The sequence below is a fragment of the Bacillus sp. HNG genome (assembly GCF_003400205.1).
Lineage (GTDB): Bacteria > Bacillota > Bacilli > Bacillales > Bacillaceae_L > Ferdinandcohnia.
Window position 1 is genome coordinate 55,097 of record NZ_QUQV01000003.1, and the last position, 13,522, is coordinate 68,618.

Annotated in this window: 17 protein-coding genes; 4 read left to right on the top strand and 13 right to left on the bottom strand. The window is 36.3% G+C overall.

Annotation, left to right across the window (positions count from 1 at the left end):
• Positions 1-25 precede the first annotated feature (25 nt).
• Complete coding sequence (rpsT, locus tag DZB84_RS06915) at positions 26-292, top strand: 30S ribosomal protein S20 (protein WP_116351541.1); 267 nt, start codon at positions 26-28, stop codon at positions 290-292.
• Between the two features lie 166 nt (positions 293-458).
• On the opposite strand, the gene holA is transcribed toward rpsT, so the two are convergent.
• The gene (holA, locus tag DZB84_RS06920) at positions 459-1,475 is read right to left on the bottom strand and encodes a DNA polymerase III subunit delta (RefSeq protein WP_116351542.1); all 1,017 of its coding nucleotides are present in this window, start codon (positions 1,473-1,475) and stop codon (positions 459-461) included.
• A gap of 401 nt (positions 1,476-1,876) precedes the next feature.
• Between holA and DZB84_RS06930 the strand changes: the two genes are divergently transcribed.
• Positions 1,877-2,011: a YqzM family protein gene (locus DZB84_RS06930; RefSeq protein WP_116351544.1), complete on the top strand. Its 135-nt coding sequence runs from the start codon at positions 1,877-1,879 to the stop codon at positions 2,009-2,011.
• 80 nt (positions 2,012-2,091) lie between these two features.
• Here the strand turns inward: DZB84_RS06930 and DZB84_RS06935 are convergent, their stop codons facing one another.
• From DZB84_RS06935 to DZB84_RS06945, 3 genes are read right to left on the bottom strand one after another with little or no spacing between them, the layout of a single operon-like run.
• A complete protein-coding gene (locus DZB84_RS06935; protein ID WP_116351545.1) occupies positions 2,092-4,464 on the bottom strand; it encodes a DNA internalization-related competence protein ComEC/Rec2 in 2,373 nt (790 codons plus the stop codon).
• A complete protein-coding gene (locus DZB84_RS06940; protein ID WP_116351546.1) occupies positions 4,427-4,996 on the bottom strand; it encodes a ComE operon protein 2 in 570 nt (189 codons plus the stop codon). Before DZB84_RS06940 ends, DZB84_RS06935 begins: the two co-directional genes overlap by 38 nt.
• Before the next feature lie 60 nt (positions 4,997-5,056).
• Entirely contained in the window at positions 5,057-5,662 is a 606-nt protein-coding gene (locus DZB84_RS06945; protein ID WP_116351547.1) for a helix-hairpin-helix domain-containing protein, read from the bottom strand.
• Between the two features lie 100 nt (positions 5,663-5,762).
• Between DZB84_RS06945 and comER the strand changes: the two genes are divergently transcribed.
• Positions 5,763-6,596, top strand: a complete 834-nt coding sequence (comER, locus tag DZB84_RS06950; protein WP_116351548.1) for a late competence protein ComER — start codon at positions 5,763-5,765, stop codon at positions 6,594-6,596.
• A gap of 156 nt (positions 6,597-6,752) precedes the next feature.
• Here the strand turns inward: comER and DZB84_RS06955 are convergent, their stop codons facing one another.
• The 8 genes from DZB84_RS06955 to DZB84_RS06990 all read right to left on the bottom strand — a co-directional run bounded on the left by DZB84_RS06955 (position 6,753) and on the right by DZB84_RS06990 (position 12,053).
• Positions 6,753-7,496: a class I SAM-dependent DNA methyltransferase gene (locus tag DZB84_RS06955; protein WP_116351549.1), complete on the bottom strand. Its 744-nt coding sequence runs from the start codon at positions 7,494-7,496 to the stop codon at positions 6,753-6,755.
• Positions 7,493-7,849, bottom strand: a complete 357-nt coding sequence (rsfS, locus tag DZB84_RS06960; protein ID WP_116351550.1) for a ribosome silencing factor — start codon at positions 7,847-7,849, stop codon at positions 7,493-7,495. The genes DZB84_RS06955 and rsfS overlap by 4 nt, the downstream gene beginning before the upstream one ends.
• Positions 7,850-8,085: 236 nt before the next feature.
• The gene (gene yqeK / locus DZB84_RS06965) at positions 8,086-8,664 is read right to left on the bottom strand and encodes a bis(5'-nucleosyl)-tetraphosphatase (symmetrical) YqeK (protein WP_116351551.1); all 579 of its coding nucleotides are present in this window, start codon (positions 8,662-8,664) and stop codon (positions 8,086-8,088) included.
• Positions 8,654-9,223, bottom strand: a complete 570-nt coding sequence (locus tag DZB84_RS06970; protein ID WP_116351552.1) for a nicotinate-nucleotide adenylyltransferase — start codon at positions 9,221-9,223, stop codon at positions 8,654-8,656. The genes yqeK and DZB84_RS06970 overlap by 11 nt, the downstream gene beginning before the upstream one ends.
• A 20-nt stretch (positions 9,224-9,243) precedes the next feature.
• Positions 9,244-9,543: a ribosome assembly RNA-binding protein YhbY gene (gene yhbY / locus DZB84_RS06975; protein ID WP_116351553.1), complete on the bottom strand. Its 300-nt coding sequence runs from the start codon at positions 9,541-9,543 to the stop codon at positions 9,244-9,246.
• Positions 9,537-10,382, bottom strand: coding sequence for a shikimate dehydrogenase (aroE, locus tag DZB84_RS06980; RefSeq protein ID WP_116351866.1), 846 nt, complete (start codon positions 10,380-10,382; stop codon positions 9,537-9,539). Before aroE ends, yhbY begins: the two co-directional genes overlap by 7 nt.
• Positions 10,383-10,423: 41 nt before the next feature.
• On the bottom strand, positions 10,424-11,533 hold the full coding sequence (gene yqeH, locus DZB84_RS06985) for a ribosome biogenesis GTPase YqeH (RefSeq protein WP_116351554.1): 1,110 nt from the start codon (positions 11,531-11,533) through the stop codon (positions 10,424-10,426).
• 1 nt (position 11,534) lies between these two features.
• Positions 11,535-12,053, bottom strand: coding sequence for a YqeG family HAD IIIA-type phosphatase (locus tag DZB84_RS06990; RefSeq protein WP_116351555.1), 519 nt, complete (start codon positions 12,051-12,053; stop codon positions 11,535-11,537).
• Positions 12,054-12,461: 408 nt separating this feature from the next.
• Here DZB84_RS06990 and sda point away from each other — a divergent pair, with 408 nt between their 5' ends.
• Positions 12,462-12,602: a sporulation histidine kinase inhibitor Sda gene (sda, locus tag DZB84_RS06995; protein ID WP_116351556.1), complete on the top strand. Its 141-nt coding sequence runs from the start codon at positions 12,462-12,464 to the stop codon at positions 12,600-12,602.
• 68 nt (positions 12,603-12,670) lie between these two features.
• On the opposite strand, the gene DZB84_RS07000 is transcribed toward sda, so the two are convergent.
• Entirely contained in the window at positions 12,671-13,450 is a 780-nt protein-coding gene (locus DZB84_RS07000; RefSeq protein WP_116351557.1) for a phosphatidylserine decarboxylase, read from the bottom strand.
• Between the last annotated feature and the right edge of the window lie 72 nt (positions 13,451-13,522).

A 13,522-nucleotide genomic window follows, 5' to 3' on the forward strand; every position in this document is an offset into this window, starting at 1 on the left:
CTTGATATTCGCAGGAGGTGAAAGTATGCCAAATATTAAATCAGCTATCAAACGTGTAAAAACAAATGATGAAAGCCGTGCTCATAACGCAACTGTTAAGTCTGCAATGCGTACTGCTGTAAAAAACTTTGAAGCTTCAGTTGCTAACAACGACGCAGAAAATGCAAAAGCAGCATTCCTTACTGCTTCAAGCAAACTTGACAAAGCGGCTCGTAAAGGTCTTATCCATAAGAATGTTGCTGACCGTCAAAAATCTCGTCTAGCTAAAAAACTTAACGAAGTTAACGCATAATAAATAAACGACTCGAATTGAGTCGTTTTTTTTATTAGCATTTTCTAGCACCAGGCGCCATCGGCTCTCTGGTCTAAGCCAATCGCTTTGGAAGGCAAAAAGCGCCTTCTGTCAGCGCTCGTCTTATGCTTGTCGACTAAGGCTGCGCGCCTTGCGCTTTTCCCTTTTATTTCGCCAATTTCATAATAAATAGTTCCAATATTAATTTTTTATCCATTTTTCCGTTTTTCATTTCATAATCTGCTTCAGCGAGCTGGTTCATAATATGAAGAAGCTCTTCTTGTGTGAATAAATTGGATTGTCCACCCGCAAGCTTGACACGAAATGGATGGACCTTTAAATTCCCTGCAATTTGCTGCTGACCATACCCTTGTCTAGAAAGCTCCTTCACCTGAAAAATCAATCTAAATTGCGTAGCCAGTAAAGATAAAATTTTGATTGGCTCTTCATTATTTTGCAAGAGATCATAAAAGATACGTAACGCCTCATCTAGTTTACGATTCACTACCTTATCAATAAGCGAAAAAATATTTTGCTCCAAAGAGCGTGGTACAAGCAATTGAACCGTTTCCTCTGTAATCTCACCATTCTTCCCAAGATATAAACACATTTTTTCTATTTCCTGTGTAATGTTCATGAGATTTGTCCCGGCGACCTGCAGAAGCTCTTGTATCGCTGAAGGACGGATGGTGACCTCATGCTGGTTTGTTCGATCGGTAATCCAATTATGTAAATCCTTTTCAGATAAAGTATTAACAGTTAAGACTTCCGCATTCGTTTTTAGTAGCTTAACGATTTTTTTCCGTTCATCCAGCTTTTCGTAAGGTGCTGTGAACACTAGAATTGTAAATGGTGCAGGGCTTTTTAAATAATGCTCAAGGACTGAAACATTGTGTTCAACCTTGTCCTTGTTTTTCTCGGTCGTTAAGAATGAAGGATTTTGTAGAATAACAATCCGTCTCTCTCCCATAAACGGAAGTGTTTCCGCATCAGCTAAAGCAATTTCAACTGGCGTTTCCTCTAAATCAAACACGGATAAATTAAAATCCTTTTCTTCCTCTTCAATACTATATTTAATAAGTAATTCCTTTGTCTCCTGGATTAAAAAATTTTCAGATCCATGCAATAGATAAATTGGTGAAAATTGTTTTTTCTTAATTTTTTTCCAAAGCTCTAAATTCATTTGTATTCCTCTCCACTGTTAGCCTTCAACTATCTATTTAATCGTATCGGGAAATTGTATATTTTTCAACAGGTATATAAAAGTAAAAAGGGAATTGGTCTTTGCCAATTCCCAATCTATATGAAACATTACCAAACAAGCCCCGGGAAACTTGTCGAGTAATGATAATCTTTTTTAGAATCATTACAGAGACGTTTGCTTATGTACTATTAGGTTACGCGTTCGTTTATGAACTATTTGTGACAAGTGTTGTTAATAAAGGAAGAGTATCGGATAATAGGGGAAAAAGGGTTTTCATTTTCTTTCGGTTTTATTTTTGTAAAACGAAACCAATTTTTCAAGGAAATCTAGATTTTTTTGGGTAGTTAGGCTATACTATAACTGTTTAGGAGGGGTTAGGCGTGAACGAATTTGAAAAGAATATTAAAAACACACGAAATGACGTTGTAGATGCTGGAGTAGCATTCGTTGTATCCTTTGGCTTCTTCGCTACAATTTTCATTATCGCAACTTTAATTAAGGTTATCGGAGCTTAATACCGACAGAATACATACTGTCAAATAGAGACTGCCCTTTTTGTTGGCAGTCTCTTTTTCGTTCCTTGCTTTACTGTATCTTATGGAATTGTTTGCATAAAGGTTCCAGATTTTTTAAAATAACGAAATTGAATTGCACCATCTTTGTCGGTTCGATAAACCTTTATTTTCTCTTTTTTCAAAAGATCAATGACGTCCGGATGCGGGTGATTAAATCGATTATTTACTCCGACTGGGATTAAAGCTATTTTAGGATTTATGAACTGAATAAACTCCTGCGTTGAAGATGTTTTGCTTCCGTGATGACCCACCTTTAGCACATCTACCCGTAAATTTTTATATGTTTTAATGAGATTTAGCTCCACATCTTTTTCAATATCCCCTGTAAATAACCAGTTTAGCCCACCAAGCTTTGTATAAATGACAACAGAATTGTTATTTTCTTTCAATTCATTTCCTTTTGGGGCAAGGATATAAAATATACTATCGCCTTCCTTCCACTTTTGGCCATGTTCAACAATATGAACGGGAATCCCTTTTTTCGCAGCTAATTTCTTCAGATTCTTCTCTTGGCTAGCATCATTTTTGTTTTTTCCTAGGACTATTTCCTTAATCCTTATATCTTCTAGAAGACCTTGCGCACCCCCAATATGATCTTGATCGCCATGTGTAACGATTAACTTATCTATACTTCTTATCCCTTTTGCTTTTAAAAAAGGAATGATGATGTTTTGTGCAGTCGAAAATTGGTTCCTTCTAATTTTCCATTGTTCTTGTTCAAATGGAATCGTCCCCCCAGTATCAATTAAATAAACCCCTTTCCTAAAAGGAAGTTCAATATAGATGCTGTCTCCTTGCCCAACATCAATCATTGTGACTTCTCCGTATGGATTTATGTATGGTGTGATAATATGGAGCAATAAAACCACTATTGGTGCAAGAAGTGCCCGTTGAAAAAGTACTTTCTTCCTCTCCCAACAAATTAAAAAATAAAAACAAGCACCACAATACAAAATCATAAGGACGAGCCCTGGCTTCCCTAATGTTAATACGGAGAAAGAAAATTGCGAGAACCAAACAGTGACGTGATTTAATAATTCCAGAAGCCACGTAAGAATGGTAGCAAACATTTCACCGATTGGTTCAAATACTCCTAGTAAAACCACTGTGAATAATGCGAAAGGCAAAATTATCATTGAATATAAGGGGACATACAGCATATTTAATGGCAAGCTTAACAATGAAAACTCAAAAAAGTGATAAAGTAAAATGAGCAAAGAGGCTATTTGTGATAAGAATGAGACAGCGAATAAGGAAGCAAGCGTATTAGAATAGTGTTTAAATATTGCTTTGGAGGATAGAATCAAGGATGCGCTCACCATGAAGGATAATTGAAAACCGATGTTAAATAAAAAGTACGGGTTAATTGCAAGCATAAAAATGAACACAAAACTAATCACATCTAACATACTACCCTTTTTCCACCATAAGATTGACGCAAATAAAAGCATACACATTAGCACTGAGCGAATAACAGAAGGTGAACCTCCAGCAATCACGATATAAGCTGGCAATAAACATAAGAGGAGAATGGATGTAGACTCGCGTGTGACTCCAAATCGAATACATAAAAAATAAAACATCCCCGTCATAAGGCTTACATGAAGCCCTGATATGGCTAAAAGGTGGATCAAACCTAAAGATTGATATGAATTTACAATTTCATTCTCTATATTCGTTCTTTCTCCATAAATTAAAGCTTGGATAATCCCTGCAGTCGACCCATCAAAATGAGAATCGATCTGATGAATTCCAGCTTCACGGATTTTTAGTAGCCAGCGACCTAACGACCATTTTTTCTGTAAAAAACACTTTTCAGGAGTTAGCGTGTTTGCCTCGAAAATCCAATGGATTTGTTGAGCATATAAATACTTCTGATAATCAAATGAATATGGATTTCTTGACACCTGTGGTTTTTTGAGAGTCCCGTTAAAGGTACATACTAACCCCATTTGTACTGATTGGCTAAGTTGAATTTTTTCTAACTCTGTTTGGATGTAGTAAACCATAAGTAGCTTTTCATTCTGTGAAGTGTTTACAATGACGGAAAATTTATCTCCATTGATATCAGGGGAATCAACAATTTCGGCTTTGATTGTTTTTGTGGTAGGGGCTAATGTTGTTTGATTAGTAGAGTCAATGAGAATGAACAAGCACATGAAGAAAAATAAAGTGAACAAACTGAGGACAATGAGCGAGAAATGGTGGCGGAAAATGATAAAACCTAATAAGAGGAGTGTGAGGAGGATACTAAGCCAAGAAAAAGAAGTATAGGGGACTAGTATACCCAAAACTGAAAAGAAAGCAAGATAGACAAGCCTTCCTTGTACATAATCCCCATAGTTCCTGATTACATTACCCAATATTTGAAAAAAGTGTGGCAGCCTGCTCATGCAATGCCCTTATTTCTTTATCATCCGCACCAGATTCCGTTATTTTCTCAATTAATTGATTAACAAACTCTAATTTTTCTTTTGAATTTAGGTCAATCACCATTTCTTGAAGTGGAACCTTTTGTACTTTTACCTTTGATTTCTCCAACAGTTCAATTGCGTATGGATGGTTTTTATAATCCTCTGCATAATAAACTACTTTAATTCCTGCCTGAATAATTGCTTTTGTGCATTGGAGACAAGGAAAATGCGTAACGTAGATCTCAGCATTTTCTGTTGGTACTCCAAACTTCGAACATTGCAATAACGCATTCATCTCAGCATGTACAGTTCTTATGCAATGATTGTCTACCACATAGCAGCCCTCATCAATGCAATGTGTTCCGCCTGATACAGACCCGTTATAACCCCCTGCAATAATTCGCTTATCACGAACAATGGTTGCTCCAACCGTTAATCGTGTACATGTACTTCTTAAAGCAAGTAAATGGCTTTGCGCCATAAAATACTGATCCCATTTAATTCGATTCAAATCTTCCCCATCCCTTCAACAAAATCTTACAATTATTTTATCGGTATCTCCCATAAGTCGTCAATTTAATTTAAGTTCGTCTTTAATCTTCTCAAAGGATTTTTCACCAATCCCACTCACTTGAAGTAGATCCTCAAGTTGTTTAAAAGGTCCATTTTCTTCCCGAAATGCTATAATTGCCGCTGCTTTTGATGGCCCGATGCCTGATAATGTTTCTAGTTCTGCTTGAGTTCCATCATTTAGCGATACCTTACCATCATTTTGTTGTGATTGACTGCTTATCTCCAATTCGATGTTCTCACCAATACGCGGAACATAGATGACCATTTCATCCTCCACTCGCTCGGCTAAATTTACTTGTGTTTTGTTTGCATCTTCAGTAAACCCTCCAGCCATGTCGACGACATCTTTGATCCTCATACCCGCTTGCGCCTCAAATACTCCCTCATTAAACACAGCACCCTTAATATCTACTAGAATGACCGTAACTTTCTCTTCTACAACATTTTTATCTTCAACAACTGACTCAAGTAATAACTCCTCTTCTTCAATGCTTGGCTCTGCTTTTGTTTCATGTCCAAAAATGCGATAGAACGCAATAAAAATAACAAGACAAATTCCACAAACCATAAACATTAATTTTATTTTTTTATTTTTTAAATTCATGATTTACCTTCCTTCTTTTTAGCTTAGGCAAATTGCAATCATATTTTGGGTTGGAATCACATATGGTGTTAGGAGAATAGTCTGTAAAGGAGGGACGAACTTGAATATAGGGTTTATTGGTACAGGAAATATGGGGAAAATTTTAATAGAGTCCTTTGTAGAATCTCTTGCTGTTCCGCCTTCAAAGTTAACCATTACAAATCGTACAATTGAAAAAGCAATAGCTATTAAGAACTCTTTACCAGATATTACGGTAGCAGCTACAAATGATGAAGTTGTAAAAGGCTCTGATTTAATATTCATTTGTGTGAAGCCTTTAGAGATTCACCCCCTTTTACACCAATTATCTTCTTCCTTAACAAGTAATAAATGTATTGTTTCAATTACAAGTCCTATTTCTGTTGAACAGCTTGAATCACTTGTGAACTGTCAGGTCGCTAGGATCATTCCAAGTATTACCAACCGTGCACTAACGGGTGTTTCCTTATTTACTTTTGGCAGGAGCATTAGCAGCCGGTTTAAGGAGTATTTAGAATTCCTTTTCGAACAAATTTCCACTCCGGTTCACATAAATCATGAGATCACAAGAGTTGCATCGGATATTGTTAGTTGCGGTCCTGCGTTTTTTACTTATTTGCTGAGAAGGTTTGTAGATGCAGCGGTAAGGGAAACGAAAATCACGGAGGAGCAAGCAACAAATTTAGCAAGTGAAATGATTATCGGTATGGGTAAACTACTTGAAAAGGAAATGTACACATTACCCACACTCCAGTCAAAGGTATGTGTAAAAGGTGGTGTTACTGGAGAAGGAATTAATGCAATGGAAGAACATATTGGTGAATTATTTGAAGAATTGTTTAGGAGCACTCATAGAAAATATGATGAGGATATTTCGGAGGTAGCTAGACAATTTAACGAGACTCCATCTCGCTAAATATACCACTTCGATTATAAAAGCACAAGCCAAACCCTGACAGAAGGCGTTTTTTGCCTTCCAAAGCGTTTGGCTTGTAACCTCGAGCTAATGGTTCCTATGTTTGACATTTGTAATTCTAAATCAAAAAAGGGCAGAGATTTCATCTTCTGGCCCTTATTTCTTTGCAGTTATTAAAATTCGTTCTGAGGTCTCCTGAACATTATCTGTAAAATCAGCACAAATATCTTGTACACGAAAACCTGTTTGTCCTAGCCAATTTCGATATGTTTCAATCGGAAAGGTACGCTGTTCGTGAAACTCGTCAAACCTTGTATAATCTTCATTATGTTCATTTTTTACAAAAAAGGAAAGTTCATGCTCGACACTATGAGGATGCTCCCCACTAAAACAATTCCAAATAAAACTGACCTTATCTTCAACACTTACAAACGGTCCGTTCATAAAAATGGAATCTATTTTATACACGGAATGGACATCGAATAGAAATAGACCATCTTCTTTTAAAAGCTGAAATGTATTTGCAAAGGTTTTCTGAACCTCTTTTTCGGTCTGTAGATAGTTTAGGGAATCACAGAAAATCACAATCAGATCAAACGGCTCAAACCCTGAGATATCCAGCATGTTTTGCTGGTAAAATTCAACTTTTACACCGGCTTCCATTGCCTTGTGATTAGCAACCGTCAGCATATCTTCTGAAAGATCGACCCCGACAACCTCAAAACCTTCTTGGGCAAGTCTAATTGCAATTTCTCCCGTTCCACAGCCAATATCAAGAACCCGCAGGCCACTCTTTTTAGGAAGTTGTGTTACTTTTTCCTTTACAAATGAAACCCAATGCTCATAATCTACATCACGCATCAGTTCATCATAGATATAGGCAAATTCACCATAGCTCATAAACTTAGCACATCTTCAACTGTTTCCGTAGGCGCATCTCCCCAAAGACGTTCTAAATTATAATAGCTACGTTCGTCTTTATGGAAAACATGGACAATGACATCTCCAAGGTCGACAAGAACCCATCTTGCTTCATCAAATCCCTCAAGACGCTTAATATGAATACCATTTTCATCAGCTTTATCTTTTATCTCACGAGCAATAGCTTGCACCTGTTTTTCAGAATTTCCGTGGCAAATAAGAAAATAATCGGCTACCAATGATAACCCCTTCATATTTAAAGCAATGATATTTTCTGCGCGTTTATCGTCAGCTGCTTGAACTGAAAATGTTAAAATATCTCGTTCATTCACCTAGAATTCCCCCTTTTTTAATTATCAAATGCGCCTTGGCGTATTTGCGCCCGATTTTTTCAGGCCCACAAGACGTGGGTCACAAAGACGTTGCCACAGGAGGTGGCGTTCTTAGTCTTTGATCTTACGACTCGAAAATTTCCTTTGAAAAATCGCGGCATCCGCCGGAGGCTTAATTTTATTCAGCATGACTTAACCTACAACTTAATTGGTTACCCAGATTGCAAATATTCCATCTATAAACGTTGTGAATTTTGGCTGGATAAAATTAATGAATTATATGTTCTCAATGTATCTGGATAGATTGCTTGACTTTTTTTGGCTAAAAACATGATTGTATTACTTAGTGCATAAATAAGCGCATTGTCTAAATCCTGTTTTGCGAGTTCTCGACCTTCTTCTACACCTGGAAAATGTCTTCCTGGCTCTATATAATCAGCTACAAAAATAACCTTTTCAAGGAGGGTCATTTTTTCACGTCCAGATGTATGGAAACGAATTGCATCTAAAATTTCCTCATCCTCAATTCCTACTTCGGCCTTTACAAGATAGGCTCCAACAGGTGCATGCCAAAGCTCTGTATTATGAATCAATAAATCGGAAGGCATGTGTTGGTTGATGATGATTTGTTTCATTTCATCTTTAGGTCTAAACTTTGCATAATCATGAAAAATGGCTGCAATTTCGGCTTTTTTTACATCTGCATGATAGCGTTTTGATAGTTCAATTGCCGTCTCCATCACACCAAGTGTGTGCTGATAACGGTGCTCTGTTAACTGTTCTTTGACTATCTCTAAAGCCTTTTCACGTTCCATATAAATGCTTCTCCTCTATATAGTTTCGTACTTTTTTAGGAAGTAAATACATTGTATTTCCCTTTTCTGATAACCTTTTTCGAATCATCGAAGACGAGATATCGAATTGTGGGATATCCACTTCTGTAATGGGATATTCTGTAGGAAATGAATAACCTGGTCTTTTGACTCCAACAAATGTAACCATATCAACAAGTTCATCAATTTTATGCCAATGTGGCAGATATTCGACCATATCTCCCCCAATGATAAAATAAAACTTTGTATCTTTATATTTTTCACGTAATAATTTAATGGTGTCGTATGTATAAGAGGGTCCTTCTCTTTCCAGTTCAATCAATTGCAATTTAAATTTTGGCTGATCGGAAATGGCAAGAGAAAGCATTTCAACCCGCTCCTCATCGGTCACATAACTTTTACGTTCTTTATGTGGAGGGATATGGTTAGGCATGAACCATACTTCAGAAAGATTTAATCTTGTTAATATCTCCGATGCTATGAATAGATGACCAATATGAGGTGGATCAAATGTACCACCGATGATTCCAATATGGTTCATTTATTTCCCTCCAACAAAGCCTATTTTGATTTTGGAAGCTCTAATTTCTTGTTTTCTTTTGATTCTTTGTAAAGCACAATTGTATTTCCAATGATCTGAACGAGTTCAGCTTTTGCACCCTTACTTAGCTCTTCGGCTACCGTATCACGGTCGTCCTCACAGTTTTGCAGGACACTGATTTTTAATAACTCACGCGCTTCAAGTGCGTCACTAATTTGTTTAATCATATTATCATTTACCCCGCCTTTTCCCACCTGAAAAATCGGGTCTAAATGATGAGCTTTCGAGCGTAAAAAACGTTTTTGTTTTCCTGTTAGCATGTTTTTCCTCCTAATAGCCTTGTTACAAGCCTTTCCATTCTATCTGTATCCGGAAACAATCCTGTCCATTTTTCAAATGCTAGGGCACCTTGATAAACAAACATTCCAATTCCATTTTGGGTAATTGCTCCACGTTTAGCGGCTTCCTGTAGAAGCTTTGTTTCAAATGGATTATAAATAATATCACTAACAATCGTTTTTGGAGTGATATTTTCAAGTGAAAGAGGCATCTCATCAACATTGGGATGCATTCCAACAGAAGTCGTATTGACGATCACTTGATATTTTCCTAAATCCGCTTCTGCCTCTACAAATCCTAATGCTTGCGAATCAACTGGGAACTTACAATCATCTTTAATTGATTTCGCTCGCTCAACCGTACGATTAACAATATCGATATTTTTCACACCCATTGCAGCTAATGAAATAAAGATCCCTCTCGCTGCACCACCAGCACCGATTATCAATACTTTAGCAGAACTTAATTCTTTATTACTAATCACTCGATTTAACGAACGGATAAATCCAGTTCCATCTGTATTATATCCAATTAATTTTCCATTCTCGTTGACAATCGTATTAACCGCGCCAATATTTGCCGCAACCTCTTCAACTTCATCTAAATATTCAATGACATCAATCTTATGCGGAATTGTGACATTAATACCTGCTATTCCAAGTGCTTTTATCCCTTCAATTGCAGCATTTACTCCATCTTGCGGTACGTGGAATGCATGGTATCTAGCCTTAATCTTATAATGTTCAAAAAGATCATTATGCATCATTGGTGACATTGAATGGGAGATTGGACTTCCGATTACCCCATAAACCTTTTCCATTTCCTCACCCGTAAACATCATTTTTTTTCTATTTCGTCATACTAGATTAACGACTTTCTTACAATTACTCCAACACCCTTTGGAAAATGAGCGACAACCTTCGTATTGGGTACGTTAATCGTTACCCAGCCCAAGCCAGAAAAAACAACGTCTGTCTTCGCTTCTTTAATCATATATTCATGGGCAACTAGAGGTGGGAATTCATCTAGTTCATTCTTTCCTGGTGGCTGTAATAACTCACCTTTATGGTTATCATATAATTCATCCGCATTTTCAAGCTTGGTTCGATGGATATTCAATAAATTAGAGAAATGACAAACAAATGACTGCCTGTCCCCACTTACAAAATCAAATCGGGCTAATCCACCAAAAAACAAGGTCTGTCGTTCATTTAATTGAAAGACTTTTGGTTTAATTTCTTTTTTCGGCGTGATTACCTTTAAGTCTTGTTTTGAAACAAAATGTGCCATTTGATGGTGATTAATGATACCTGGAGTATCAAACAAAGAGTGCTCATCATCAAGTGGAATATCAATGATATCTAATGTTGTTCCAGGAAAGTGTGAAGTCGTAATGATGTCTTCCTTCTCCCCACTGAATTCCTTAATTAAGCGGTTTATAAATGTTGATTTTCCCACATTTGTACAACCAACTACATATACATCTTTTCCCTCGCGATAATGCTCAATCGCATCTGCTACCTCTTCAATTCCAGTGCCTTTTTCTGCACTAATTAAAAAGACATCAACAGGCTTCAGTCCCAGTTCGCGGGATGATTCTTTCATCCAGTTAATGAGTTTCTTAGGCTTCACGGATTTCGGTAGCAAATCGACTTTATTACCCACTAATAATATATTGTTGTTGCCTACAAAACGATGAAGACCTGGTAACCAACTACCATTAAAATCAAATATATCAACAATTTTCACTATTAATGCATCTGTAGAACCAATTCCGTGTAGGATTTTTAAAAAGTCATCATCCGTTAACGAAACATCTTGTACTTCATTATAATGTTTTAATTTAAAACATCGTTGACAAATGACTTTATCCTTCTCTAAAGAAGAAGGTGGTGCATATCCTAATTTTGTTTTGTCTACCGTTTGGATTTCAACTCCACAGCCAATACAGCTAATCTTTTCTTGTTCCACTCTATTTATCCTCCCAATAAAGCATCCCGCGACGCTTCATCCAACTCAGTATTCTTCTTTCTGCAAAGCGATTAAACTTTGTGAAAAATCCATCTGTTTGCGCAACAGGAACAACTAGAATGGTATGTAAGCCACAGCGGTTACCACCTAATACATCAGTAAGGAGCTGGTCACCAATCACAACAACCTCATCCTTTTGTAAATTCATTTCCCTTATTGCACGTTCAAAAGCTCGTATCAAAGGTTTTCTGGCCTCATAAATAAACGGAATTCCTAAAGGATCAGCAAATTCTTTTACTCTTGGCTCATGATTATTTGAGACAATTGTAACAGTTATGCCATTTTTCTTAAGGTCATTAAACCATTCTACAAGCTCAGGTGTTGCACTTGGACGGTCCCATTCAACTAATGTATTATCTAAATCAGTTATTACCCCTTTTATTCCTAATTCCTTAAGCTTACTTGGAGAAATCTCAAAAACGGATTTCACATGTTCATTTGGTAAAAATTTCTTTAACAATATGTTTACACCTCACCGGACTTCTTCCTTATCTATACCTATCCTATCATAACGGAATAAAGCTATTTTCACAAAATCTAATACGTCAAATTTCGTCATAGATTTTGCAGTTTTAATAAAACAAAAAAAGTTTTCGACAAAAGTCAGTAAATTTCAACAGTTGTGGATAAACTTATACACATTTTACACATTGATATACATAGATTTCCAAAAATTATAAACAAAATACTCACAAGTTATCCACTATTCCCTGTGGATAACAGAACGGTTGTTCTATTATTTTTTTCGTGATAGAGTTATCTTACCAACTAAGAATAACGTATTAGTATATGACAACAAAAGATGAAAAAGAACGAATTACGCTTATAAATTTTTAGGAGGTGAATAGCCAACTTTTGGCTCAATGCTATGAAAAAATTATCAGATGACTTGTTAATTGAATCTTATTTTAAAGCTATAAAATTAAAGTTAAGTTCTGATTTTATTCACCTTATTGAAACTGAAATTAAACGAAGATCATTAGGACATAGGATTAGAAATATATCATAATGTATGATATTTGTAAAAGAGCCGCTTGAGGCTCTTTTTTTCTTAATGTCTAACTCCAGGCACCTTTCTTAGTTAAGTGTACCTAAGACTTCACCCATTTTAATATTAATAGATGAACTAATTTCAGGGCTAATCGTAAAACGATCTTTTTCAAATAATAGAATTACGGTTGAACCAAATGAGAAATACGCGATTTCCTCCCCTTTTTTCACAAAGTCACTTCTATGGGTTGTTTCTATACTATTGACAAACATTGCTCCCACCTTGACCACAGCAACATATGAGTTATTTGCGCGTATTTCTGTTATTTTCCGATAATTTTTGGATAAAGGGTCTTTTCCATATTTTAACCCGAGACGATTGACCGGATACGATTTCCATCCCAATTCCCATTGCTTTGTGATGACTCCAGAAATTGGACTATGAATTCGATGATAATGGCTTGGACTTAAATATAGAATAACGAAGGTACCGCCTATATATTTATCGAGTGAATCTTCATCTCCAAGCATTTCTTGAATGGAATAATGTTTATTTTTTACAATCATTTCCTTATTTGCGGTAATCATACCGGTCTCTTCAATAACAGCATCGACAGGGCTGGTAACTGTATTTTCGTTTGAATCTATGCGTCTGCTGTCTATTTTCAGCTGTCTAACAAAAAGGTCATGAAGGGTTACAAAATCAGATAAGTTTTTTTCCATTTCTGCTTGGTTAATATTGTATATTTTCGCATAACTCGGAATAAGTATAGCACTAACTCTTGATTGTGAAAATTTTCTTAAAAGCGCCGAAGAAAGGCGATGGTTCGTTAATTCTATAAAGAAACGGTAGAGCCATTTCTGCAAATCTAATTCCCCCTAAAAAATACAATTTCTCTTTGACTATACACATTTGAACGAATAAAATAAGATTATTAA

Bases quoted from the DNA above. Each gene is read 5' to 3' on its own strand.
- DZB84_RS06970 (WP_116351552.1), bottom strand. From the start codon at position 9,223: ATGAACCATATTGGAATCATCGGTGGTACATTTGATCCACCTCATATT.
- yqeK (WP_116351551.1), bottom strand. From the start codon at position 8,664: ATGGAACGTGAAAAGGCTTTAGAGATAGTCAAAGAACAGTTAACAGAG.
- DZB84_RS06955 (WP_116351549.1), bottom strand. From the start codon at position 7,496: ATGAGCTATGGTGAATTTGCCTATATCTATGATGAACTGATGCGTGAT.
- yhbY (WP_116351553.1), bottom strand. From the start codon at position 9,543: ATGCTAACAGGAAAACAAAAACGTTTTTTACGCTCGAAAGCTCATCAT.
- rpsT (WP_116351541.1), top strand. From the start codon at position 26: ATGCCAAATATTAAATCAGCTATCAAACGTGTAAAAACAAATGATGAA.
- aroE (WP_116351866.1), bottom strand. From the start codon at position 10,382: ATGGAAAAGGTTTATGGGGTAATCGGAAGTCCAATCTCCCATTCAATG.
- sda (WP_116351556.1), top strand. From the start codon at position 12,462: ATGAAAAAATTATCAGATGACTTGTTAATTGAATCTTATTTTAAAGCT.
- DZB84_RS06945 (WP_116351547.1), bottom strand. From the start codon at position 5,662: ATGAATTTAAAAAATAAAAAAATAAAATTAATGTTTATGGTTTGTGGA.
- DZB84_RS06935 (WP_116351545.1), bottom strand. From the start codon at position 4,464: ATGAGCAGGCTGCCACACTTTTTTCAAATATTGGGTAATGTAATCAGG.
- holA (WP_116351542.1), bottom strand. From the start codon at position 1,475: ATGAATTTAGAGCTTTGGAAAAAAATTAAGAAAAAACAATTTTCACCA.